We start from the raw sequence: 24,158 nt of genomic DNA, 5'->3' as shown, positions 1-24,158 counted from the left end.
AGACATTCTCTAATTTTCAATTCATTTATATTGATTTAAGGTTCTAGGTACTCTGCAAATCCCTGTTCCTCTGCAAATTAATATTATTGATATTCTAATTAAATTGGATTAGTATTAAAAATAAACATTTTGATGTAATGATTGGAACGATAATCTATGAATAAATTCAAAAAACAAATTTACTTAGCTTCCTCTGCGGATTTCATATCTGGATTTGGAAATGGAATGTTCTCATTTGCAATCGACCTATACGTTTTGAGAGAATCATCATCCCCGCTTTGGTTTGCCGGAACTCAAATCATATCTCCACTAATAGCCTTTTTTCTGTCCAATAAAGTCGGTGAGCTAGTTGATAAGTATAAACATAAGACAATCCTCAAATATGCATACATTGCGGAATTCTTCGTCACATTATTTTACTTTGTACTATTAAGATTGAATATAAATATTTCTACAAAATTCCTAATCACATTAATAGTATTAATACTCATTAACATTTTAAACTTAGTTGAGCAATCAGCCTATCAAGCATCCGTTGTACACTTGGTTCCAGATGATCATCTGCAGCAGCTGAACTCTCTGCAAAGACTTGCCTCTTCATGTGCTCAAATATTTTCACCTGCACTTGGAGCTGCACTGTACTCCCTTATTGGAATGGATAATATGATCTCAATAAGAATAGTCACTATCGTGCTCTCACTAACTTTAATGCTACAAATAGACTTCAACGCTGTCACGGTCCTTACCGATGGCAAAAGCACCCAGGTTTTCAATCATGACTTCAAAATATTTAGCACAATCAAAAAAGAACGAAAGTTGTTATATGCAATCTCAATGTCAGTTGGAGTCAACATATTTCTAGCCATTTCAAATATCGCACTACCATTTATGATGCTTCATATTTTGAAATTTACTAACGAACAATACGGACTACAACAAACAATGGTCGGAATTGGTTCAATTCTCGCTGGTCTAAGTCTTTCAGTGGTTACACGAATAAAAGATCCGATAAAGGCTAGTATGCTTGCTATGCTGAGTGTTTCAGCTTCATTACTATTCTTTGGAATAATATCAACATCCATTCTTCCCAAGCTATCAAGTCTTCTACTGATCTATACATTCTCAATCTTAATGGGATTCTCGCTCGTATCTATGGAAATACCAATGAGTACATACATGCAGTCGTCAGTACCTGAAAAGATTCAAGGGCGGGTGTTCTCATTCATGTTCGGAGCATCGCAAGTAGCTATGCCAATTGGTACAATCATTGCGACTACCTTTGCATACAAGCCTAATTGGTTACTGATAGTCAGTGGCATAATAATGTTTGCCTTTGTAATTTACAACTACATTGTAAATGGCAGAAGTGTTGACACAAATTAAGTAACAAAAAAAATACAAATATTTATAATTTCTTGTTTTTTCCGATTATTTCTATTTCTTAAAATTTTCTTTAGTCTTCTTTATATTTCATTTAAGTTATCCCCCACAAGGCTTCAATCCAATAATTATCCTACTTTATTATGATAGAATTACACTAATCTAAAAGTACATTGAAGGGGTTAAATTATGGGGAAAATTAACAAGAGATCCACTTCCCCGAAAAATGGGGATACAAATATGAACAATAACCTAGTTTCTTCTAAAATTAAAAAAATAACTCGCAACGATGTCGAAATTACGATTAATTATATCGACTCAGTTGGGACTCCACTTGCCGAGCCTGTTACATTACAAGGTCACTATAACGATAATTTGGATATGCCCTGGAAAACAATTCCAGGATATGTCCTTTCATCTGTTCAAAATTTTCAACAAACATTCATTCCGAATCCAGACGGCATTTACTTGATTTACTTCAAACAAATGGCTGCTCCTGTTGTTGTTTATCATCGTAATACTAATGGTGAATTGATTTCTGATCCACAATATATCTATGGTGAATTAAATAAGGATTATCAAGCCAAGCCTTTAGCTGAAGCTGAACGTTTCTTGGTCGATTATCCCAAGAAATCCAAAGGACAATTTTCTAGTCAAGTTCAAGAATATGAATTCGTCTATAATACGATTCCATTCGTAAAATATGAAATCAAAAAAGATCTATTTGTACGAACTAATGAAAATGTCGACGTTTTTGAGGAACCAGGCAGTAAAAATCCACTTCAATTACCATTGCCTCATGATTCCACTTGGCGTGTATATAAAGCTCTTAAAGAAACATACAGTAACACCATCTGGTATAACTTGGGTGGCAGTACTTGGATTCCTAGCTCAGAAAATATTTCTTCTGTCATTTTGAAACAGTATTCTGAGGAAAAAAAGGCAATCGACAGTCCGTTAAGTGCCAACGCTAATAACATTAGCTACATTTATCAAATTATCGATAGTATGCCCATTAATCGATCAGCTAAGATCCTTTATTACTCTGATCAAAATGTGACTGCATGGGAAACTCCATACGGTACAATGGATAATCACCGTTACTTCGGTGGTCAAGAAGTATTCGTTACACGTTTGATTCAACTAGACAACAATAGCGTCTGGGCTGAGTTAAAAGATGGATATTACATTGAAAGTAAGTATTTGAATTTATAATTGTGTTAAAAAAGGCCTTGAAGAGGTGTTCTCTTCAAGGCCTTTTTGTCGTTGTTTTCGCCTACGGTTGGGAAGGACGAAGTCTGCTGTGGGACCAACTTCAGCCAAAATCTGCAAGTACTACATAAATAAGTACCAAAATGGTTCACAAGCTGGAGGTCGAAAAAAAGTTTACCAGCCGTGAGTGTGGCGAAAGCCACAGGACGAGCTTGGAGATTTGCAAAGCAAAGCTTCAAGTCGAGGTGAGAGACCGCACTTTGGCTCGCACCGGTCCACACGGCAGGCAAATTTTTTTCGACCGCAAGCGACAACAGAACTCCCAACTAAATTACAAAACAAAACCACCAATTGCAAAAATCAACGGTATCGTAACCAAACTTAAAATCGTTGAAATACTCATTAAAGAAATAGCCGGTCCAGCATCCCCATGTGCCTGTAGTGTGAACAACACAACAATTCCCGCAACAGGACATGCCGTCATAATAATCGTCGTATAATACGCAATCCCTGTGACACCCAGGTATTTAAGCAAAAATACCATAATGATCGGCAAAATTAAATTCCTCAAAATTAATGTCAAACCAATATTTTTATCAAACATATCACGACTAAACTTAATATTTGCCAAGCTGTTACCTATAACGATCATTGACAATGGTGTATTGATCGAACCAACATACTTGACCACAGTATTAATAGTTCCGGGCAGTCTCAATGAGAACACGAACATCAACAATCCAACAACGATTGCAATGATGTTTGGATTCAAAATTATCTCTTTAAAATCAATTTTCTCATCCTTATCTCGGAATAATGAAACTCCATGAGTCCAACTAAAAATATTGAATCCAGCCAATGAAACAACCGCAAAGAAAACTCCATTAGATCCAAACAAGGCACTTATTAACGGAATTCCCATGAATCCAGCGTTGGAGTACACACTTCCGTACTGAGTTATCCGTCTAAGATTTTCATTTTCCAAACGTCCAAAAATCAATTTGGAGACAATAATTGCAATAACATAAAAAACTACAATTCCAATAGCAACCAAAATAAATTGATTAATTCTGCTAGCAGAATACTTTTGTTCAAAAGCATTGATAATCAAACATGGTGAAACTATATATAGCAAAATATTAGTTAAATCGTTAGAAGTTTGAGCATGCATAAATTTGAACTTATTTATCAGCACTCCCACTAGCATCAAGCAAAACATTAAGATAATCTGATTCGTAATTTGTCCTATATTCATATATGATCCTTTCAACAAAAAAAGAGTGAGAAAATAAACATTTTCACTCTCTATTTACAATCATATATCAAATTACGCAATTGTTCATTAGACTTTTTTTACAATGTCTTTAACTAGCTTTTTTCTCCAAATCAGAAATCTGCTCCAAAGTAATCGTGCCTTCATAGAGTGCTCGTCTTATAATAACGTCAATAATACCGAATGCTTTCATACGATGCAGATCACGTTCATCTCTGATTCCACCATTTGCTACCAAGTTGACCTGCGGCATGTCTTGCTTCAGCTTCCAAAGCAAATCAAGATTAGGTCCAGTCATCGTTCCATCACGAGAAACATCGGTCACAATAAAATGCTTAGCACCATTACCGACCATGACCTTGATCAAATCTTCCATATCAATATTAGACTGATCGACCCAACCATTGATAGATACCTTACCGTCAACTCCATCGACTCCGATGACAATTCTTTCGCACCCATATTCTTGCAATAGATCTTTAACAAATCCCGGTTCTTCAACAGCAGCTGAGCCAACAATTATACGATCTATTCCCAGTTCCAAATATTCGTGTGCAATAACATAATCTCGAATGCCCCCACCAAGTTCTATGAAACCATTGAAGCTCTGACGGATTTGCTTGATAATCTCATAATTTTCAGGCTTTCCTGATTTAGCACCATCTAAGTCTACGATATGTAACTGATTAACTCCTGAATTCAAGATTTCTTGTGCTTGTTCGACTGGATTCTCATTGATCAACGTTATCTTCCGATAATCCCCTTTAAACAACCTAACACTTTTACCATTATGTATATCAATTGCCGGAAAAATCATATCTCAACCACCCTTTGAAATTTTTTGTAAAAACAGTTCAAATACTCATTTAATTTAATATATTGCATAAAAAATCCCCTCAGCAAACAAAATAATTTGCTAAGAGGATATTCATTGATACGTGATTCCAGCTTAGGGGACTTTCTGTTCGAATGACTATTATTAAATTTAAATTAGTATTTTTAATAATTATTTAATTTAAAATTAATAATAGAGTTCTTAAACCCTTCTGTCAAGATAAAATTGCTGATTCAACCAAATGCTGTCCATGTCCGACCGACAATATATCATGTGCATCTGAACCATATACAAGCGGTATATCAAGCTGTTGAGCAAGTTGTGTTATTTGTTTACCGGGATAATAATCATTGCAAAGTGGCTTGTACAATCCGGCAACGTTTAAGTCTAATTCTCGGTTTTGTTGCTTGATTTCATGAAGTATTTCTGTAATCAATTGCATGTTTTTAGCATCATAGTCTTCAACTAAATTAAAATAATCTTGGAATTTTCTAATCAAGCTCATATGACCAATACGCTGTGGACGATATTCACCTAGATCAGCTTCAATTGACTTCTTAACCGTTAAATAATACTGTCTGAAGATATGTTGCGGATCATCTAAAAATTGCTCAAATCCTTCTCCATAGTCCTTGGTGTCATAATCGATTCCCCACTGCTTATCATTCTTACCTTGCATAAAGTGAACTGACAAAATGCTTTCTTGTGTTTGTGAGCCGTACTCATCTAGAAAGCTCTTAGTCCAATCCTCGAATCCCTCTAAATAATCAACCTCGAACCCAATCGATATTTCTATTTCGTCAGCATACTTTTTTTGTAGTCGTTTCATCTGCTGCATATAAGTTGGCAAATCAGTTAGTGCCATTGCACCAGTATCGACAACTTTCGGATTACCTTCAAAAACTGTTTTGAAATCTGATGGCAACGGTGCATGTTCAGTGATACAGTATTTTTTCATACCAAGTTGTATTGCACGAAGAATCATCTCTTCAGCGGATTCCCCACTGCCGTGTTGGCAAAACTCAGTATGTGTATGTCCATCCATTAACATAAAATGCCCCCTATATTTGATTAGATTAATTGAACCACAGAAAACGTTTTCGAATAAAGTAGATTTTCACTTGACATGGAACGCGTTCCACAATTTACACTCCAGTTGTAGTTAAGAATAACACCGTGAAACGACGTCGATACACGAGTAAACATAATTTAGGAGTGTATTATTATGAAACTAACAACTGGAAATGTCTTTACAAAAATATATTTACCAAAAGCTAATGAAATTCAAATCCTATCTACAATATCGCAAGTTATCGCCAACAAACTTAACATTGATGAACAAGAAATCAAAAGTGGCTTCTTAGCACGTGAAGCAGCTGGATCAACTGCCTTTGGTGGCAAGGTTGCTATTCCACATGCTAACTCATCAGATATTGACGAGCCTATTGCCTTTGTTCTGACTTTTGATGATGATATTGACTGGCGTTCAAAGGATGATCAGCCGGTAAATGTTGTAATCGCTTTAATTATGCCTAGAAATAGTCACGAAAAAGATTATCATTATATAGTAAAGGATCTTCGTGATGATCTGGCAAATCCTGCAATCGTTGACAAGTTCCAAGATAGTCTTGACGATCCGGATTCACTAGTTGAATTAGTTGAAGACTCCATCGCTCAAAAGGTAAACAACTAGTGGGCAACTAATTTTAGGAGTATTTATTTAATGATAAAACAAATCTTTTCCGATATGGATGGAACTCTATTAAATGAAAAAGGCTTCATAAGTGAAGGAAATATTCAGGCTATCAAAGCTTGCGGCATTCCCTTCACTTTGGTTTCTGCACGTGCGCCAATGGAAATGTTTGATACGATCGATAAACTCGGTCTTAAAAGTGCTCAAATAGCTTTCAATGGTGGACTTATTTACAAACGAAAAGGTGACTCAATTGTGAAAATAACTGAGAATCCAATGATAACTGATATCGTCCAAAATATTGTGCTCAACATTAGAAAGCAATTTAATGACATAAGCCTAAGTTTATACACCGACACCAAATGGTATACCGATCAAATTGATGATGGTATTCAACTAGAAACAAGCTTAACTTTCCACCATCCTGATATTGTCGACTATCCCGAATTTCTTAAAACAACTGACGAAGATATTTACAAAATAATGTTTATTGCCACAACAGACGATGAAATGAATACTATCTTGAAGGCCTTGGACAATCTGCATTTGAGCGGTGTAAGTATCCAACAATCTGGTAACAGATATCTGGAGATCACTAGTGACAAGGCGAAGAAGTCTCGTGGTATTCGTTATATTCAAGAACTCAACAATCTTGAAAAGTCCGATATGGCAGCTTTTGGAGACGGTCACAACGACATCCCTATGCTAACGATGGTTGATACACCGATCATCATGGAAAACGCCATGGATGAAGTAAAAAGGTATGCCGTTCATATTACCAAAACCAACGATGAAGACGGCGTTGCTTATGGTATTCAAAACTTTCTTGGAGTGTGATTCATGAATATACGTGATATTGCCAAACTTAGTGGTTATTCATCAGGCACGGTTTCAAGAGTTATCAACAATAACGACTATGTATCTGAAAAAGCTAGGAAAACTATTAAAAAAATCATTAAAGAATACGACTACGCACCTAATGACGTTGCTAGAAATCTGAGCAACGGCAAAACTTGTGATATCGGTGTAGTCCTGCCGCACAATAAGCATCCATACTACACTCAACTGGTGGATGGAATCATGGATGAGGCCTTCGCTTCTGGATATCGCATTGTACTGCTTCCGTCTAAGTTTGATTCCAAAACAGAACTTAAATATTTGAATCGACTACGCAGAAAAGCTTATGATTCAATAATCTTCACGTCACACGGACTTCCTTTGGAAAAAATTTACAAGTACAAACAATATGGTTCCATCGTTTGTTGCCAGAATCCCGGTGAATATGACATTGCTGCAGCATATACCATGAGAGAATCATCCTATATCGATGCACTTAATTGGATCAAATTACATAATTTCAAAAAAATTTCGATACTACTAAGCCGTGATACGACTGTCAGCGCTACTGCTCAAAAGACTTTTTCAGCGTATGAAAAAGTCTTCAACACCGCTCCCAAAAATGAATTATTAAATACCAACGTCACAACTTTTGAAGACGGATATAGCGCCGCAAAACAGTTTCACGCAAATCATCAATATCCAGATGTATATTTTACCAATGGTGATGATATTGCCGCTGGTGTTCGTCAATTCTATCTTGATAATAGTTTGGAGATTCCACAGCTGATAGGTCAAGAGAATCAATTATCTGGTCAGATATTGAACATTCCAACCATCAACCATCACTTCCAACAAGTGGGAAAATTGGCCTGCAGACTGGCTATTAACAACCAAACAAAGCAATTACCTGTAGAATCTGAGTTCATCTTTCGGCAGCAAAAAGCCATCGAAAATTAATTCGATGGTTTTTTTGTTTGTTATAGTCTCCAGGACTTTGAAACATTCTGAAACGAGCTACGAAAGTCAGATCACTTCGCCTGCTACAGATAACTAATGCGCCACTTCGTGGCACCTTAGTTACCTTAGGCAGTGCTCATGATCTCCCGACTTTCTCCACTCTCTATCTTCTCTTAGAAGCAGAAGCAATCCCCAACTGTTCACGATACTTAGCAACTGTTCTTCTAGCCACTTCTGATCCCTGTTCTTTCAACAAATCAGAAATCTTTTGATCACTTAGTGGCTTATCTTCTTTATCAATTAGCTCTTTAATACTCTCTTTGACTTGGTCAACTGAACGACTCTTTAGGCCAGCTGCGACTTTACTACGTCTTGAGAAGAAGTGTTTCAATTCAAACATCCCAAAATCAGTTTGAATATATTTACCATTGATAGCACGACTAACGGTTGATTCACTCAACTGAAGCTTTTGCGCAACATCTCTCAACAATAATGGTTCAAGCGTATTGGTCTCTTGTGTAAAGAACTTATACTGCCTCTTCACAATTACTCTACCAATCATTGAGACGGTCTTAATTCTACGTTCCAGATTATATTCCAGGGTTTGATATTGATCATACTTTTCTTTGATGTACTTCTTAACATCAGCATCAACAGACTTGGATAATGTATCGTAAGTCTCTTGGGCAAAAATCAATTGTGGTTGACCATATCTAGTGATTGATAAGCTTAACTTACCAGCATTGTTCTTAACTTGCAGCTCAGGCACAACATACTGCAAATCACTACCGTTGTAACGCTCTCCTGGTGCACCTGACAATGTCTTGATATAGTTAATATTCTCATCAAGAGTAGCCTTGTCAATTTGAAGATTATTCTGAAGGGTCTGCCACTTACGGTCTGCCATCACATCAAAGTAATACTTCAAAATTTCAGTTGCATACTCTGGAGATTCACGGTCTGCTTGTGCTTGCAAGAATAGACATTCCTGTAAGTCATGTGCTCCTACACCAGGTGGATCCAATTGTTGTAACAATGTTTTAGCATCTAGCAATGTTATCTTATCAACATTTAACTCGTCCATTATTTCCTTATCCGTCATTGGCAGATAACCATTTGGGTCAAGTTGTTCAACTAGATAAAGTACCAAGTCTCTTAAAGGTGTATCTCTCATAGTTAATTGAACTTGATCAAGTAAATACTCAAATAATGATTGATCATTGTCCCTCAATTGATACGATTGGTTATCCCTCGTTCCTTGCATAAATGGAACATCTAGACTTGTATGTACATCAAATAGCGGATTTTCTAGACTTACATCTTTCAAATATTCACTTAGATCAATTGCATCCGATTGAAGCATGACAATCGATTGACGCATTCCTTGAGTCAAAGATAATTTTTGCATCTGTCTTTGACTAAGTTGATGACTCTGTTTGAGTTGCATAATATTATGCCCTCCCTTCAAATTAATAACGTTACCTCCCAAAATTAATGATAGCGCTTTTTTAGTATTTTGTAATTGTAATTCAAGAATTTCACAAACTATTATTTTTGTTCAAAAATGTCTCAAGACCCGATTTGTCCAGTCGGATAATTCTATCCTTAAACTCGTCACGACTTAATTTCATCTGACCATTAATATGAAGTCTGAACAGCATTAATGTATTCCTGATCATAAAGCTTGAGCTGATGTACGCATCTACTTCCGAAACATCATAGGATTCTTTGATTGCTTGAGCCAATGCTTCTGAAACTTTGGCTTCTACCTTTCTCGACAAAAAGCTATAATCATCCGACGTAATCATAAATGTATAGAAGTCCCTTGACTGCGTAAAGAAATCAAATACCTTATCAAACACAATTCCTGGCTCTTGTAGCGTGTGATTCATCGGCTTAACAACTATCAACTTGATCAATTGATCGGCTAGTTCGTCAACAAACGTATTTGCGAAATCATCGATCGAATCATAATGTAGATAAAATGTCTTCCTATTCACGTCAGCCTTCTCAGTCAACTCTCGAACAGTAATATCTCGATACCTTGTATCCCTTGCTATTTCACGAAATGCTTCCTTCAAGGCAGCAGTAGTTTTTCTTACTCGTCTATCTGTATCCATGCTAGTTATGCCTCATTTTCGTTCAATATGTATATTAATACTCAAATGTGGATTCTTTGGTGTAGATATTTACTTCAATTAATAATATTATTTCTACACAAGTGAGTATTAACTTTATTCACAGTATAATACATTTTATTAGATGCGGGTGTAGCTATGTTAAAAGCCGAATGGAAATACATACTAAAACACAAATTCTTAATGTTAGTTTTGATCGTAATCATGTTTATCCCATCAATTTATTCAGTAACTTTTCTCAAGTCAATGTGGAATCCTTATGATGAATTGGATAAACTGCCAGTTGCAGTGATTGATCACGACAAACCTATCACCTATCACGGGACACACTTAGATGTTGGTACTAGTTTGACCAAAACTCTCAAACATTCTTCAGCAATGGACTTCAAAATTCTGAAATCTGATAAAAAAGCTAAAAGTGGTCTCAAAAATGGTAACTACTATATGATCGTTACCATCCCCAAAAACTTTTCTAAAAATGCGACTACCTTAATGGACAATCACCCAAAAAAGATGGTCCTAAATTACGAAACCAGTGCCGGTCATAACTATACCGCATCAAAAATGACTGCCACTGCGGCTAAACAAGTAGCTCAAGAAGTCTCACAAGAGGTAACTAAGTCGTACTCCAAAACTATGTTTGCAACTATCAAACAACTAAGTACAGGTTTTACCACCGCATCAAAAGGCAGTGCAAAACTTGCCGCTGGAGATAAAAAATTATCAACCGTTAATCACCAAATAACCAGAGGATTGAATACTTTAACTAGAAGCTCATTAGTCTTTTCAAATGGTGCCAATACTTTGACACAAGGACTTAATGCCTATATTGCCGGTGTAAATCAAGCTAAGAACGGTAGCTATACCTTAACAAGCGGATTATCCCAACTCTCTTCAAAATCCACCACACTTGCCACTGGCGTCGGACAATTAGCCAATGGTTCAACCAACTTGAATAGTGGAATCGAAAAATATGCTTCCGGTGTCAGTGAATTGAACACTTCCACGAAATCCCTAGAATCTGGCACTGCCAGCTTAGCTAATGGAGCTAACAAATTAAGTCAAAGTTCAAATACATTGAACTCTGGAATGAATCAGATCTACTCTGCTAGTTCCAATTTATCAACTCAATTGCAAAAAGTCAGCGATGGTTTATCAAGTAATTCCACAAACATATCTTCACTAGACTCATCCATATCTAATTTAAAAGAAAAACTATCCACCGATGATTCCGAACAAGCTGCAACAATTAAATCGGACTTAAATAACTTGCAAAAGAAAATCAATACACAAAACGATTCGAATAATGACAGTATCAATAACAAAGTGTCCGCTGTAGCTGATCAACAAGGACTAACGCCTACACAAAAAGCTGCAATCCTAGATGCCGTAAATAGCACCGATAATACGTCTAATACTTCAGAATTAACACAGGCAGCCAACACTCTAAGCGATGACCTGACAACAATGATAGATACACAATCACAAACTCTTGATAACTTGAACACCTTGCAATCATCGATTAATAACAACGATCAAAATAACTTATCCACTGTTATTGAACAGCTTGCAGATGGCTCAAAGCAGTTAACATCTAACATTGGGATTGCAACAAATGGCATGGGACAGCTGAACAATGGTATTGCTCAGCTTAATTCCAGTTCAAAGGCAGTTATGTCTGGTACAAGTCTGATAACATCTGGAACTGGAATATTGAATAATAACAGCGCCAATTTACTAAATGGCAGTGCAAACTTGGCAACAGGAATCAATTCTATGAACGACCAGATGCCAACACTACAAAGCGGCATTACACAGCTTGATTCAGGATCACAACAGTTAAGCTCTGGATTAACAACACTCTCCAATAATGGTTCTGGACTAAATTCTGGGGCAAATCAACTGGCTAATGGTGCCACCCAGATTTCTAATGGTGCCACAATTTTGGCTGACGGATCAGCACAACTTGGCAATGGTATTCTACAACTAGACTATGGAGATTCAGCACTGACCAAGACGCTTGCCGTTGCTGGTAAAAAATCACGAGTAAACCCAAGTAAACTGACTTATGAACAAGTTGCCAAACCAGCCACAACTAAGCATACTGAACATGATGACGCACCTAACAATGGTACTGGAATGGCTCCATATATGTTATCTGTTTCACTATTCGTTGGTGCTCTCGCCTTCAATTTGATGTTCGACACTTATACACCAAGAAAGTATCCACACCAAGGAATGGCCTGGTGGTTCAGTAAAGCCTCTGTTCAAGGAGTATTCGCATTAGTCGAATCAACTATTGTCTTTGCATTAATGAGTTTGATCGACGGATTAACCCCCATTCACCCCGCCGCAACTTTTGGAATGATTCTCTGTACAGCTCTAGTCTTCATGGCAATAGTTGGATGGCTGAATCTAGTACTTGGTAAAGTCGGTGCTTTCTTCAGCATGATATTATTGGTCCTACAACTTGGAGGATCTGCTGGTACCTACCCAATCCAACTATCAAACAACTTCTTCAACACGATTCATCCATGGTTACCAATGTCATACAGTGTCGCAGGATTGCGCCAAACTCTGATGATTGGCAATACCGCTCTACCTCAAATGGAGATTTTACTTACAATAACGGTAATTTTCTCATGCTTGAGCATATTATTCTTCTTCCGTCGTAAATCAAGAATCAACGAAATTGATTTTACCAAGGAAGCATCAGAGAACTCACTTACTTAGTCGTATAAAAAATCCTCCACAATTTTTTTGTGGGGGATTTTTGGTTTTATTGCCGCTTACGGTAGAGAAAGATTTTACCTGCTGTTGGACCGGTTCGAGCCTTGGTCTCGAACCTCGACTATGAGCTTTGCTCTGCAAATCTTATAGCTCGTCCTGTGGCTTACGCCACTTTCACAGCTGGTAAAATCTTTCTCTACCTCCAGCTCGGTATTCATCATGTGTCTGATTAGTTGTATCAAAGTGAAATTTGAATATTAAAATTTATTTCTCAATATCAGACCAGCCGGAGATTGAAAGTGATTAAGCCAGCAGTGAAAGTGCTGTTAGGTCGGTGATTCCCCGGCCTTACAGCACAGGACGTTTTTAAAATCTGCGGTCCCATGCAGAGTTCAAAAGCGAGACTTCAGACCAAGGCTGAAGTCGGTCCCACAGCAGGCTAAATTACTTTCAATCGGAGGTAAACAAAATCTAACCTCTGCTCTTAATCAAACGACCAATATTTTCACTAACCTGTTCAATATTCTTCTGAGAATTAGAAATAGCATCGTCCAAGCTCTGAACACCGGGAACACAAGTAAAGATTGCATCAATTCCAAGTGGATACAATTCAGAGATTCTATCGCCGACACTACCAGCAATCGCAATTACCGTAGCATCAGGATTAACCTCTTTTGTTGCCTGACTTACGCCAATTGGAGTCTTTCCGAACTTAGTTTGAAAGTCAATTTGACCTTCGCCCGTAAATACGACATCAGCATCCCTAACTTGATCCTTTAAACCAGTGTAATTAACTACGATATCTACACCTGATTGCATCTCCGCATTAGTGAATGCCAACAATCCTGCACCAAGTCCGCCGGCAGCACCAGCACCTGGAGTTTGCTCCAAGTCTTTGCCTAAGTCACGTTTGATAATACCTGCGTAGTGTGACAAAGCTTCATCTAAGAACTTGACCATTTCCTCATTAGCACCTTTTTGTGGTCCGAACACGTGTGAGGCACCATTTGGTCCAGTCAATGGATTCGTTACATCGGAAGCAACGACGATTTTTACATCGTTCAACTCTGGCAACATTTCACTAATATCAATTTTTGCCAGTTTCTTCAAAACAGCTCCACCGTATTTTAATTCATTACCTTCATCATCTAACAAATGTGCACCAAGTGCTTGAGCCATCCCAGCGCCGCCATCGTTAGTTGCGGAACCACCAATACCAATGATGATAGTTTTAGCACCACGTTTAATCGCAGCCTTCATCAATTGACCAGTTCCATAAGTTGTTGTGACATATGGATTACGTGTGAATTTGTTGATAAATTGAATTCCACTAGCTTCTGCCATTTCGATTACAGCAACTTCCCCATTATCGATCAATCCATAATTAGCTTCTGTTTCAACACCCAAAGGGTTGATTACGTTCTCAGTTAAAATTTCACCGTTCTTAGCATCAACTAATGATTGGACCGTACCCTCGCCACCATCAGCCATCGGAACTTTAACAAAATTTGCATTTGGATAAACTTTTTCCAATCCTTTTTGCATTGCTTGAGCGACTTGCTTAGCGGTTAAAGAATTTTTGAATGAATCTGGAGCAAGTACAATTTTCATTTTATTCACCTTCATATATTAAAATAATCCACCATACATCAATGTTGCAACAATCGTCATAGATAATCCGACGAACATTTCCCAAACTACCACGCTCATTCTTTCTTTGAATTGCATATGAACTGCTTGAGCTGTGACGTGGAAGTAATTACCATGTGGCAATTGATCGATTACTGTTGCTCCGGTGTGAACCATTGCGGCAGCACCCGTTCCAGAGATTCCTAGTGACATGATCGACTTGCTGAAAGAATTAGAAGCAAGGATTACACCAGTTGAAGTTGAACCAGTAGCAGCGGCCATCAAGATACCTGCGATCGGTGCCAAGAAAGTTCCTGATACTCCTGATGATTTAACTAACATAACGATTTCTTGTGGCAAGTTAGATGCCGAAATCAGTCCAGCAATCGCACCGGCACCAATTAAAATCATGACAACGTCAGTCATTCTAGATAATCCATTCTTCATGTATGTTAAGAACTTTCTTTGTTGTCTCATAGCCAAAGTCCCAACAAATCCGGCAATTGGCAAAATATACATTGCATCAATATTCAAACCAGCCAAGGCTTTGATGCCCAAGACATCACCAATTGGAGTTATCAACAACAAAATAACTGCAACTAATGGAGTTGTAATAGCAGCTCCCAAACTAGGTAAATCTTTGGTTTCTTTCTTGATAAACTTCTCATCAGCTGGAACGAAAGTTCCTTTATTCTTGACCATCATAGCCAATAACACAGCGACGATAAGTCCAACAACTGCTGGAACAAAGTCAGCAATCATAACTTGTGACAATTCAACATTGAATCCTTTAGCTGCCGCAATTGTATTGGGGTTAGGTGAAATAATATTCCCCGCCTTGCCTCCACCAGACAATGCAACCAATAGTGACAACTTGCTGTAATGCATCTTTTGTCCAACTTCAAGTGCAATCGGAGCAACGATCAAAACCGCTACGGGAATGAAAATCCCCACACCAGTCAAGACCATCGTTGATAGAGCCAGTGCAAATATCGTCAAACGATCACTGAAATGACTGACAATATTGGTAGCAATAACATTTGCAGCACCTGATTCCATCATTACACCAGCTAGAACCCCAGCCGCAATAACTCTGACAATCGTTCCCATAACACCAGAACTACCTGTAACAATTGTATTCGTAGTCTGAGCTAAACTCATACCGCCTAATAAACAACCAATAATACTTCCCATCATTAATGAATAAACAGGATTTACTTTGAACAAAATCAAAATAATTGCTAAAGCTAAACCGATCAACGCGGCCCACCATGCTATCAATTTCTTTTCCCCCTCATTGATACTAATTATCTTTCTTGTTAAAAAATGAACAATTGATTTACGAGGAATATAATAGCCTGCCGAATATTTTTGTTCAATGTGCATTTGCACAATAATATTTTGTCTTTTAAATAAGAAAACGTATTCTGTGGTTGATATTATAGTATTATTATTTGTATAGATAATCATAAATAAATAAACGCACAAAATAATCTTAAGACTAATTCATATTTTAAGAATATGGTATTAAGCTTGCTTGTGCTATTTTGTACAAAAGAAAGGCCTTACCTATGAAACTTGACCCCATACTTGCTCAATCTATCGTTGATAGAATGATGGAAAGCATCCCTTACAATATCAACATGATGAATGAACATGGATATATCATTGCCAGTGGTGATAAAAAAAGGATTAACACATTACACGTTGGAGCAGTCGATGCCATTGCTAAAAGTGAAACTTTACCCATGATCCAATCATACGGAACTCATGGACAGCCCGGCGTTAACATCCCTGTTCAATTCCAAAATCAAACTATCGGCGTTATTGGTATTACCGGAGATCCTGATAAAGTTACACCACTGGCATCACTACTCAAAATATCAACCGAGTTATTGCTGACGCAAAGTTACAATAATCAGATGGAAACTCAACACAAGAATCGCCTTAATCGTTTCCTCTATCAATGGACAGAAGTAATGGAGAACATTGAGACTCAAATAGAACTTAATATTGAAGCCAAGTTGTTACAAGTCGATTTGACGATCAAACGTTACGCAATTGTGGTTGAAACTAATGACATATCCCTGTTTTCCATTAAGACCACTGATTACACACTAGCCCTCTCTCCTCACAGCACTGTTATTATTACCGCCTCAGACAATGCCATGAAGACATACTTGAAGAAAGCACGCACAAAACACATACCAACTGGGATTGGCAATAAAACAACTTTACTTGGAAAATCAGTCAAACAAGCTCAAAATACAATTCGTGTAACACAGATCTTCAATTTTCACGATACCAACTTTTATCACCAAATAAGTTTCATCGATAATATTCTGTCCACAAATCTATCATCTTCAAAGACGATTGAAAAATTCAATACTTTGTACCAAACAGACAGTGGACGCGAACTTATAGATACTTTGTCTTGTTACTTCGAACAAAATGGCAGTGTCACTGAAACCTCAGAGCAGCTTCATATTCACCGCAATACGACAAACTATCGTCTAAATAAAATTTCAGAATATTTTGATTTAGATTTACACATACTAGATGAAACATTTAAACTGTATGTGAATTACATATTTTTCCAAGAATTAGTTTACAAACGAACTCACTGAATCTAAGTAGAATGCAGCTCATTTAAGGAGGAAGAAAAATGCGACAAATACAATTCAATGGTCAACCCACTTCTATTCTAGGAATGGGAACATGGCGGATCGGTGAAGATCCTGCCAAAAAGGCCTCAGAAATCAAAACAATCAAATACGGTCTGAACCATGGCATAACGTTGATCGATACAGCGGAAATGTATGGCGAAGGTGCCTCAGAAACCTTAGTCGGTGAAGCAATTCAAGGATTAGATCGTAGTAAATTCCAATTAGTATCTAAGTTCTATCCTTATCATGCAACACCTAAGTTAATCAAACAAAGTCTGGAAAACAGTCTCAAGCGCCTACAAACTGATTACTTAGATATGTACCTGCTTCATTGGCGTGGTGACACTCCCCTTGAAGAAACCATCTCTGGTTTGGAAGACGTAAAAAAAGCCGGCTATATCAAAGATTGGGGTGTCTCAAACTTTGATATAAACGACTTAAAAGAATTGCATTCATTACCTAACGGTGACCACTGCAAAGTCAATCAGAACCTCTACAATATTGAGAGCCGCGGTGTTGAATATTCTATCCTACCATGGCAGGCCGAACATGATATTTCATTCATGGGTTACTCACCATTCGGTTCTGACAAGAATGCCTACTTGCATCCCAAAGAAATTATCGGCAATATGGCTGCTCAAAAGCATATCTCTGCTTTCCAATTACTACTAGCTTGGGTAATCAGAAACAACAATATCTTGAGTATTCCAAAAACTAGTTCAGTTGCCCACTTAAAGGACAATCTAGGTGCAATTGATGTTGAATTCACCGGGGACGAACTGGAATTATTGAACAGTTACTATCCAGCTCCAACAGCTGAAAAGCCACTAGATGTGATTTAGTTTACTTAAAATATATCCAACAATTAATCCGATCAATGCTGGAATAATCCAGCCTAGGCCCATACTAGAAAACGGCAATAGTTGATTGATTGTTAAGATCGAATGAATCTGTAAATTCTTAGGCAAATTCTCAATACCCGCAAAAATAGCGGGAACAATGGTGAATAACAAAGTTATTCCATACAACCACTTTGATGTTCCAAGAATTGGTGACAAAACTGCCAACAAAATCAGAACAATTGCCAAAGGATAAATGAACATCAGAACCGGTGTTGAATACTTGATTAAATTAGTCAAACCAAGATTAGCAATCACACATGACACAACACTAGCAACACCAATCATCAATTGGTAATTAGTGCCAGGGAACATCTCTGTCATCGAATCACCAAATGAAGAGATCAGACCAATTGCCGTCTTCAAACAAGCTATTATGACAATTAATGCAAGCAATAAGCTACCAACAGATCCAAAATAGTAATTAAAAACCTGTGCTAACGTAGTTCCACCATTCTCAGCCAAGTGCAACTTACCTAGACTCATCGTACCGATAATGGCTAGAAGAGAATATAAAATTCCCATCAAAACAATACTTATAGCACCCGACTTGATAGTTTCCTTAGCTATCTGGGCAGGCTTAGTTATTCCTAGATCTTTAATAGAATCAATAACAACTACACCAAATACCAATGATGCCAACGCATCCATTGTGTTATAACCTTCAGTAAACCCTGTGAGAACAGGGCTTTTTTTGTACATTCCTTGAGGTAATGCTGAGAAGTCCCCCATTGGCTTAACTAATGCCGTGACGATCAAGATTCCCAACAATATCAAGAATATTGGCGTCAGCCACTTACCGACATAAGTCATCAGCTTGCTTGGCTTGCGGGCAAACCACCATGCAGTCGCAAAAAATACTACAGAAAAAATTGCCAGTACCAATCTGTGATGTACCAGTGGTATAAATGGAGATACTCCCATTTGAAACGAAGTAGTAGCCAACCTAGGCGTCGCAAAAAATGGACCGATCGTCAAATATAATAACAATGTAAATATATATGCGAATGGACGATTGACATGTTCCGATAACTCGAAGACACTGTTAGAACGAGTCAGCCCCATCCCGGCAACACCAAGAAGTGGTAATCCAATACCAGTTAATAAGAATCCAAAGACAGCTAAACCAACATTATGCCCAGCTTGCTGACCTAAGAAAACTGGAAAAATAAGATTCCCAGCTCCAAAAAATAATCCGAATAACATCGAACCAATAAACAATGAATTACGCCACGATAAGCGGTTATTCATAATAATTACACCTCTACAACTTAAACTTGAATCAATAACCCTAATATCATAACAAAATCCCTATAAGTTTGGACAGTGATGAGGTAAATTTATATTATAAGAGAGTGTCGAAAGGCGGTTATATCTTGAGCATTACCTAGGATAAGAAAGGTGGCACGTAGTGACGCATTGCTTATTCGTAGTAAGCGCAGAGATATGCCTTTCGTAAACTCGTTTCAGAGAGTGTCAATGAGCGGGAATACACGAGCATTACCTAGGACACCCAAGGAGGCAAAGCCATGAAAAACATCGGAACTGTAAAATTAGAAACCAAACGCCTAATCTTACGACGTCTATCCCCAAGTGATGCTGATGAAATGTATCACAATTGGGCTAGTGATCCTGAAGTGACCAAGTATTTAACATGGCCCACCTATGATTCTATTGATCAAGCATACGAGTTTTTGAAATATAGAACTGAATCATATCAGAATCCCTGTACATACGACTGGGGCATTGTTGTAAAAGAAACCAATGATTTAATTGGAACAATCTCCGCCGTTGATTTCTCCGGAAAAATCAATTCAGTTGAAATCGGCTATGCCATCGGTAGCAAATGGTGGAGAAATGGATACATGACTGAAGCACTGAAAAAAGTAATCGACTTTTTCTTCACTGAAACTGACGTCAATCGTATCGAAGCTTGTTACGATAGTGATAATCCCAACTCTGGCAAAGTTATGCACAAAAGCGGTATGAGTTTTGAGGGTGTTATGCGGTCAAAGGGTTACAATAACAATGGTATCTGCGATGAGGTTGTTTATTCTATTTTGAGGGGTGAATACTAATGAACAAAGAAAACTTGGTATCACAATGGAAAGAAACAGAACAAATCGGTATGAAGGGATGGGACTTCTCATACTTAAAAGATCAATCATGGAGTGAAAAATTACCATGGAGTTATCGTGATCAAATCGTACAATTTTTGAATTCCGATGATAAATTGCTCGATATGGGAACTGGCGGTGGTGAATTCCTATCAACCATTCCCCACCCATTCGAATTAACCAGTGCTACTGAATCTTGGGAACCCAATATCAGCTTAATTAGGTCAAAACTTGAGCCGAAAGGAATACACATCTATCCTGTTAAAAATCAAGAAGATCTACCCGATGGGAAAAAGTTCAATATGATTATAAATTCACATACCAGCTACGACCCACAAACAGTAGCCGATACTCTTGAAAAGGACGGAATCTTCATAACTCAACAAGTTGGTTCTGCCAATAATTACAGTCTATCTAGATTCTTAGACCCAGATTACACTCCAGCTTTTCCTGAGAATACAGCGATGAATTCAATTAGTCACATAATTGATTCTGGATTGAAGATGAAATTCTTAGATGAATATCATCCTCAAAGGAAGTTCTATTCTGTCAATGCAGTTGTATATTATGCATCAAATATTCCTTGGGAATTTCCACACTTTACAGTCGATGGTTGCCTTAACAAACTATTCGAATTAGAAAAAATCATTCAACATGTTGGATATATTTCAACACATGAAGACAGATTCATCATAATTGCACAGAAAAATTAGTCAAAAATAAGGGATTCGTAGATTTAATACGAATCTCTTATTTTAATATTGCAAGCGTTTTCAAACAGGTGTATTCTGAAATTGTACAAAAGTGATATCACTTTAATATTCCAAAAATATTATTTGAAGAGATATAATTATGATTACATTCGGAAAAGAAATTAATAACCGCCCAATTAACTTAGGACTATTCTTCGGAATAGTAGCAGGAATCATTGCCGCAACTGGTACAGTAGCTGGAATATCAGAAATAAATTCCATTGTATTTATTGTCGGAATCGTTGTTCTGATAGTAACTTTCCTATTTACAACCGTTGTCTACTACGGCACCAATCTTGAGGCAGACTTCTATTACTGGACAGTATCTAACAAAGAAATCACTTACTATGATTTGAGCACATTTTCAAATCGCGTTAAAACAATTTTCTTAAAACACAACATGCCCAAGAAAACTGTTAAATTAAGTGATATCAAAAAAATCTCAACCCATGGATTAGATGCAATAATCGATAAAAGTGGATATGATCGCAGTTACTTAGCTACACAATACATCCAAGCATCATTGATGCAACGTGCTAAAAATCCAAAAGCCATTACTTTATATTTGAAAGACGGATCAGAAGTCACACTTGATCTAGCCCGTGATTTCCAAAGTGACCCCGTTGCCGCTAAAACAAAATTATTAAAAGTTTTCGACCTTATTAAACAAAATTAGGAGATGCACTATCATGATTACTTTTGGTAAAAAGATAACTTTTCGTCCCATAGCATTTGGATTAGTCTTGGGTCTATTCACAGGATCAATCTTCAGCGCTTTTAACACAATAGTCGGTGTAATAATTGGATTGATTTTCTTCTCAATTGTCACACTCGGTTATTACGGAGCAAATCTAGAATTGAACTTCTCATATTGGCAAGTCAAGGATAATCAGATTCAGTACTATGATTTAACAACCTATTCAAAACGTGTCAAAACTATTTTCTTAATGAGAGCAACAAAAATGGCATCAATTCCCATCGATAAAGTTCAGGGATTCGGACTAGTTGGATTCAGTAGAAAATACCAAGATATCGGTTGGGGAATTCCAGTTTCAGCATACCAAGCCATTGAATCACCTGTCTTGCTTAGAATTAAAAATCCTAAGTATATGATAGTTAAAATGAAAAATGGTGAAAAAATCATGTTGGATTTAACTCGTGACTTCGAATACAACAGTGAGGATGCACAGGCAAAACTTGATAAGGTTATAGCATTATTTAATAACAGCCATACAAAATAATAAAAAATCAGGCGAATTGACATGCTCAAATTTGGTAGAGAAATAACTTATCGACCGCTCTTAGTTGGTTTAGCGGGAATATTAGTAGGAGTATACCTTGGTAAACTTGGCGGAATAGTCTTAGGAACCGTAACCGGATTGGGACTGTTCATAGATGCCGTATTCGTTTATTACGGCATTAACCTCCAACTAGACTTTTCATATTGGACAATTGATAACGACAAGATTCAATATTACAATCTATCGACCTTTCCTAAGAAAGTAAAAACCATTTTCCTTACAAAACACACTGGTATGGAAACAATCAACCTTTCAGATATCAAAGGATATACATTTTACGGACTTGGTGATGCATATAAGGATATCGGTTGGGGAATCATTGTTGGTATTGGACAAGTGGTTGCTTCCCGTGTATTACTCAGAGCCAATAACCCTAGATGTCTAGTTATACAAACAAAAGATGGTAAGTTAATTACCCTTGATTTGGCTCGTGATTACATCGCTGATTCAAAAAAAATGGATAAAAAACTAGATCAAGTTATTAAGATTCTAGATAAACACAAATTTGATTAATCGAGGCATATCATGATTACATTTGGTAAAAAAGTTTCAACTCGTCCAATTGTTCTGGGATTACTATATGGCGGTATCGTTGGTCTTGCATTTAGTGATCTATTATCTACAATGTGGGCAACTGTCGTTGGTATAGCAATGTTCTGTCTAATTGCATTGTTCTATTACGGTGGCAATCTCCCATTTCTATTCAATGCTTGGTCAATCAATGATCAAGAAATAACCTACTACGATATGACGTCGATTTGGAAAAGAATCAAATTGATTTTTCTAAGAGATCACGTCCAGCATGATGTAATCAAGCTAGAAGATATCACCGATATCAAAGCCTACGGTGTCGATATTCCCATGCACGCAACTGACTTATTCTCTTGGGGTATTCCGGTATCAGCAACAACTAGCGTCTATGCATCGGCCATAACAAGAATCAGAAATCCCAAATACATATTAGTCGAATTAAAAGATGGCAAAGCAGTTCGTCTGGACATGTCCAGAGATTTTGCTTATAACAGCCAAGAATCAACTGAGAAGTTCAATCGTGTGGTTGAATTGATCAACAAGACTCTATCTTAATATATTTTACAACGTGTCCATAATAAATATTTGCGACCTCGCAATTGGCTACCTATAATTGTGGCAAATAAATCAATCGAGGTGCAATCATGGTTAACTTTGGAAAAAAGGTTTCGACACGTCCCATTGTGTTAGGTCTTCTATATGGTATTTTCATCGGATCGGTTTTCGGTGGATTCTCAATTATCCTAGGTTTAGTCGCTGGTATAACAGCCTTCATCATAGTTGCAATAATCTACTATGGTATCAATCTCCCCTTCCTATTCAACGCCTGGTCAATTGATGATCAAGAGATAGATTACTATGATATGTCATCATTTTGGAAGAGAATCAAATGATTTTTGAACGTAATCATGTGAAACATGATGTTGTTCACTTCGACGAAATAACCAAGATCAAAGTTGGTGGAATCAAAATTCCAATGCATGAAACTGACCTCTTCTCTTGGGGCGTTCCAGTATCACCAGCAACTGTTGTATATGCATCAGCACTAACGAGACTACGCAATCCAAAGTTCTTGTTACTAGAATTAAAAGATGGTGATGAAGTAAGACTTGATATGTCCAGAGACTTCGCATATGGCAGTGAAGATGCACTGGACAAGTTCAATCAAGCTTTTACAATTTTGAATAGAAATCTCCAATGAAAAA

24 protein-coding genes are annotated in these 24,158 nt (G+C 37.3%); 16 read left to right on the top strand and 8 right to left on the bottom strand.

Features of this window, described 5'->3' with window-relative positions; all coding sequences use genetic code 11:
- Positions 1-156 precede the first annotated feature (156 nt).
- Together EKM66_RS00345 and EKM66_RS00340 are read left to right on the top strand one after the other, a co-directional pair.
- Positions 157-1,383: an MFS transporter gene (locus EKM66_RS00345; protein ID WP_125760515.1), complete on the top strand. Its 1,227-nt coding sequence runs from the start codon at positions 157-159 to the stop codon at positions 1,381-1,383.
- A gap of 237 nt (positions 1,384-1,620) precedes the next feature.
- The gene (locus tag EKM66_RS00340; protein WP_125760513.1) at positions 1,621-2,595 is read left to right on the top strand and encodes a MucBP domain-containing protein; all 975 of its coding nucleotides are present in this window, start codon (positions 1,621-1,623) and stop codon (positions 2,593-2,595) included.
- A gap of 328 nt (positions 2,596-2,923) precedes the next feature.
- Here the strand turns inward: EKM66_RS00340 and EKM66_RS00335 are convergent, their stop codons facing one another.
- From EKM66_RS00335 to hisJ, 3 genes are all read right to left on the bottom strand, one after another.
- Entirely contained in the window at positions 2,924-3,847 is a 924-nt protein-coding gene (locus tag EKM66_RS00335) for an AEC family transporter (RefSeq protein ID WP_125760511.1), read from the bottom strand.
- 109 nt (positions 3,848-3,956) lie between these two features.
- Positions 3,957-4,682, bottom strand: coding sequence for a 1-(5-phosphoribosyl)-5-[(5-phosphoribosylamino)methylideneamino]imidazole-4-carboxamide isomerase (hisA, locus tag EKM66_RS00330; protein WP_125760509.1), 726 nt, complete (start codon positions 4,680-4,682; stop codon positions 3,957-3,959).
- Positions 4,683-4,914: 232 nt separating this feature from the next.
- The gene (gene hisJ / locus EKM66_RS00325) at positions 4,915-5,751 is read right to left on the bottom strand and encodes a histidinol-phosphatase HisJ (RefSeq protein ID WP_125760506.1); all 837 of its coding nucleotides are present in this window, start codon (positions 5,749-5,751) and stop codon (positions 4,915-4,917) included.
- Between the two features lie 174 nt (positions 5,752-5,925).
- Between hisJ and EKM66_RS00320 the strand changes: the two genes are divergently transcribed.
- The 3 genes from EKM66_RS00320 to EKM66_RS00310 are packed head-to-tail and all read left to right on the top strand — an operon-like array spanning position 5,926 to position 8,190.
- Positions 5,926-6,393, top strand: a complete 468-nt coding sequence (locus EKM66_RS00320; protein ID WP_125760504.1) for a PTS sugar transporter subunit IIA — start codon at positions 5,926-5,928, stop codon at positions 6,391-6,393.
- 30 nt (positions 6,394-6,423) lie between these two features.
- Positions 6,424-7,230 (top strand): HAD family hydrolase, encoded by an 807-nt coding sequence (locus EKM66_RS00315; RefSeq protein WP_125760502.1) that lies wholly within the window; start codon positions 6,424-6,426, stop codon positions 7,228-7,230.
- Between the two features lie 3 nt (positions 7,231-7,233).
- Complete coding sequence (locus EKM66_RS00310; protein ID WP_125760500.1) at positions 7,234-8,190, top strand: LacI family DNA-binding transcriptional regulator; 957 nt, start codon at positions 7,234-7,236, stop codon at positions 8,188-8,190.
- Positions 8,191-8,353: 163 nt separating this feature from the next.
- On the opposite strand, the gene rpoN is transcribed toward EKM66_RS00310, so the two are convergent.
- On the bottom strand, positions 8,354-9,637 hold the full coding sequence (gene rpoN / locus EKM66_RS00305) for an RNA polymerase factor sigma-54 (protein WP_125760498.1): 1,284 nt from the start codon (positions 9,635-9,637) through the stop codon (positions 8,354-8,356).
- 91 nt (positions 9,638-9,728) lie between these two features.
- Entirely contained in the window at positions 9,729-10,310 is a 582-nt protein-coding gene (locus tag EKM66_RS00300; RefSeq protein ID WP_125760496.1) for a TetR/AcrR family transcriptional regulator, read from the bottom strand.
- 156 nt (positions 10,311-10,466) lie between these two features.
- On the opposite strand from EKM66_RS00300, the gene EKM66_RS00295 reads away from it, so the two are divergent.
- Entirely contained in the window at positions 10,467-13,061 is a 2,595-nt protein-coding gene (locus EKM66_RS00295) for a YhgE/Pip domain-containing protein (protein ID WP_125760494.1), read from the top strand.
- Between the two features lie 468 nt (positions 13,062-13,529).
- Here the strand turns inward: EKM66_RS00295 and EKM66_RS00290 are convergent, their stop codons facing one another.
- Both EKM66_RS00290 and EKM66_RS00285 read right to left on the bottom strand, forming a co-directional pair.
- Entirely contained in the window at positions 13,530-14,669 is a 1,140-nt protein-coding gene (locus EKM66_RS00290; RefSeq protein WP_125760492.1) for a glycerate kinase family protein, read from the bottom strand.
- A gap of 18 nt (positions 14,670-14,687) precedes the next feature.
- A complete protein-coding gene (locus EKM66_RS00285; protein WP_225426533.1) occupies positions 14,688-15,968 on the bottom strand; it encodes a GntP family permease in 1,281 nt (426 codons plus the stop codon).
- A gap of 290 nt (positions 15,969-16,258) precedes the next feature.
- Between EKM66_RS00285 and EKM66_RS00280 the strand changes: the two genes are divergently transcribed.
- Together EKM66_RS00280 and EKM66_RS00275 are read left to right on the top strand one after the other, a co-directional pair.
- Positions 16,259-17,314, top strand: coding sequence for a CdaR family transcriptional regulator (locus EKM66_RS00280; protein ID WP_125760488.1), 1,056 nt, complete (start codon positions 16,259-16,261; stop codon positions 17,312-17,314).
- Between the two features lie 38 nt (positions 17,315-17,352).
- On the top strand, positions 17,353-18,195 hold the full coding sequence (locus EKM66_RS00275; protein WP_125760487.1) for an aldo/keto reductase: 843 nt from the start codon (positions 17,353-17,355) through the stop codon (positions 18,193-18,195).
- Here the strand turns inward: EKM66_RS00275 and brnQ are convergent.
- Positions 18,181-19,503, bottom strand: a complete 1,323-nt coding sequence (gene brnQ / locus EKM66_RS00270; RefSeq protein ID WP_125760485.1) for a branched-chain amino acid transport system II carrier protein — start codon at positions 19,501-19,503, stop codon at positions 18,181-18,183. The two genes, EKM66_RS00275 and brnQ, sit on opposite strands and share 15 nt — an antisense overlap.
- 278 nt (positions 19,504-19,781) lie before the next feature.
- Here brnQ and EKM66_RS00265 point away from each other — a divergent pair, with 278 nt between their 5' ends.
- The 8 genes from EKM66_RS00265 (at position 19,782) to EKM66_RS00230 (ending at position 24,154) form a co-directional block, all read left to right on the top strand.
- On the top strand, positions 19,782-20,330 hold the full coding sequence (locus EKM66_RS00265; RefSeq protein ID WP_125760483.1) for a GNAT family N-acetyltransferase: 549 nt from the start codon (positions 19,782-19,784) through the stop codon (positions 20,328-20,330).
- Positions 20,330-21,082 carry a class I SAM-dependent methyltransferase gene (locus EKM66_RS00260; protein WP_125760481.1) on the top strand — a complete coding sequence of 251 codons (753 nt, stop codon included), beginning with the start codon at positions 20,330-20,332 and terminating at the stop codon, positions 21,080-21,082. Before EKM66_RS00265 ends, EKM66_RS00260 begins: the two co-directional genes overlap by 1 nt.
- A 139-nt stretch (positions 21,083-21,221) precedes the next feature.
- Positions 21,222-21,797, top strand: coding sequence for a hypothetical protein (locus EKM66_RS00255; RefSeq protein WP_125760480.1), 576 nt, complete (start codon positions 21,222-21,224; stop codon positions 21,795-21,797).
- A 13-nt stretch (positions 21,798-21,810) separates the two neighbouring features.
- Positions 21,811-22,362, top strand: a complete 552-nt coding sequence (locus EKM66_RS00250) for a hypothetical protein (RefSeq protein ID WP_125760478.1) — start codon at positions 21,811-21,813, stop codon at positions 22,360-22,362.
- A gap of 21 nt (positions 22,363-22,383) precedes the next feature.
- Positions 22,384-22,935 carry a hypothetical protein gene (locus EKM66_RS00245; protein ID WP_125760476.1) on the top strand — a complete coding sequence of 184 codons (552 nt, stop codon included), beginning with the start codon at positions 22,384-22,386 and terminating at the stop codon, positions 22,933-22,935.
- Positions 22,936-22,947: 12 nt separating this feature from the next.
- Entirely contained in the window at positions 22,948-23,508 is a 561-nt protein-coding gene (locus tag EKM66_RS00240) for a hypothetical protein (protein WP_125760474.1), read from the top strand.
- An 89-nt stretch (positions 23,509-23,597) separates the two neighbouring features.
- Positions 23,598-23,846 carry a hypothetical protein gene (locus EKM66_RS00235; protein WP_125760472.1) on the top strand — a complete coding sequence of 83 codons (249 nt, stop codon included), beginning with the start codon at positions 23,598-23,600 and terminating at the stop codon, positions 23,844-23,846.
- On the top strand, positions 23,843-24,154 hold the full coding sequence (locus EKM66_RS00230; RefSeq protein ID WP_125760470.1) for a hypothetical protein: 312 nt from the start codon (positions 23,843-23,845) through the stop codon (positions 24,152-24,154). Before EKM66_RS00235 ends, EKM66_RS00230 begins: the two co-directional genes overlap by 4 nt.
- The last annotated feature ends 4 nt before the right edge of the window (positions 24,155-24,158 follow it).

It is taken from the genome of Companilactobacillus hulinensis (genome assembly GCF_003946555.1).
Lineage (GTDB): Bacteria > Bacillota > Bacilli > Lactobacillales > Lactobacillaceae > Companilactobacillus > Companilactobacillus hulinensis.
This window is presented reverse-complemented; position numbering and strand designations above follow the sequence as displayed.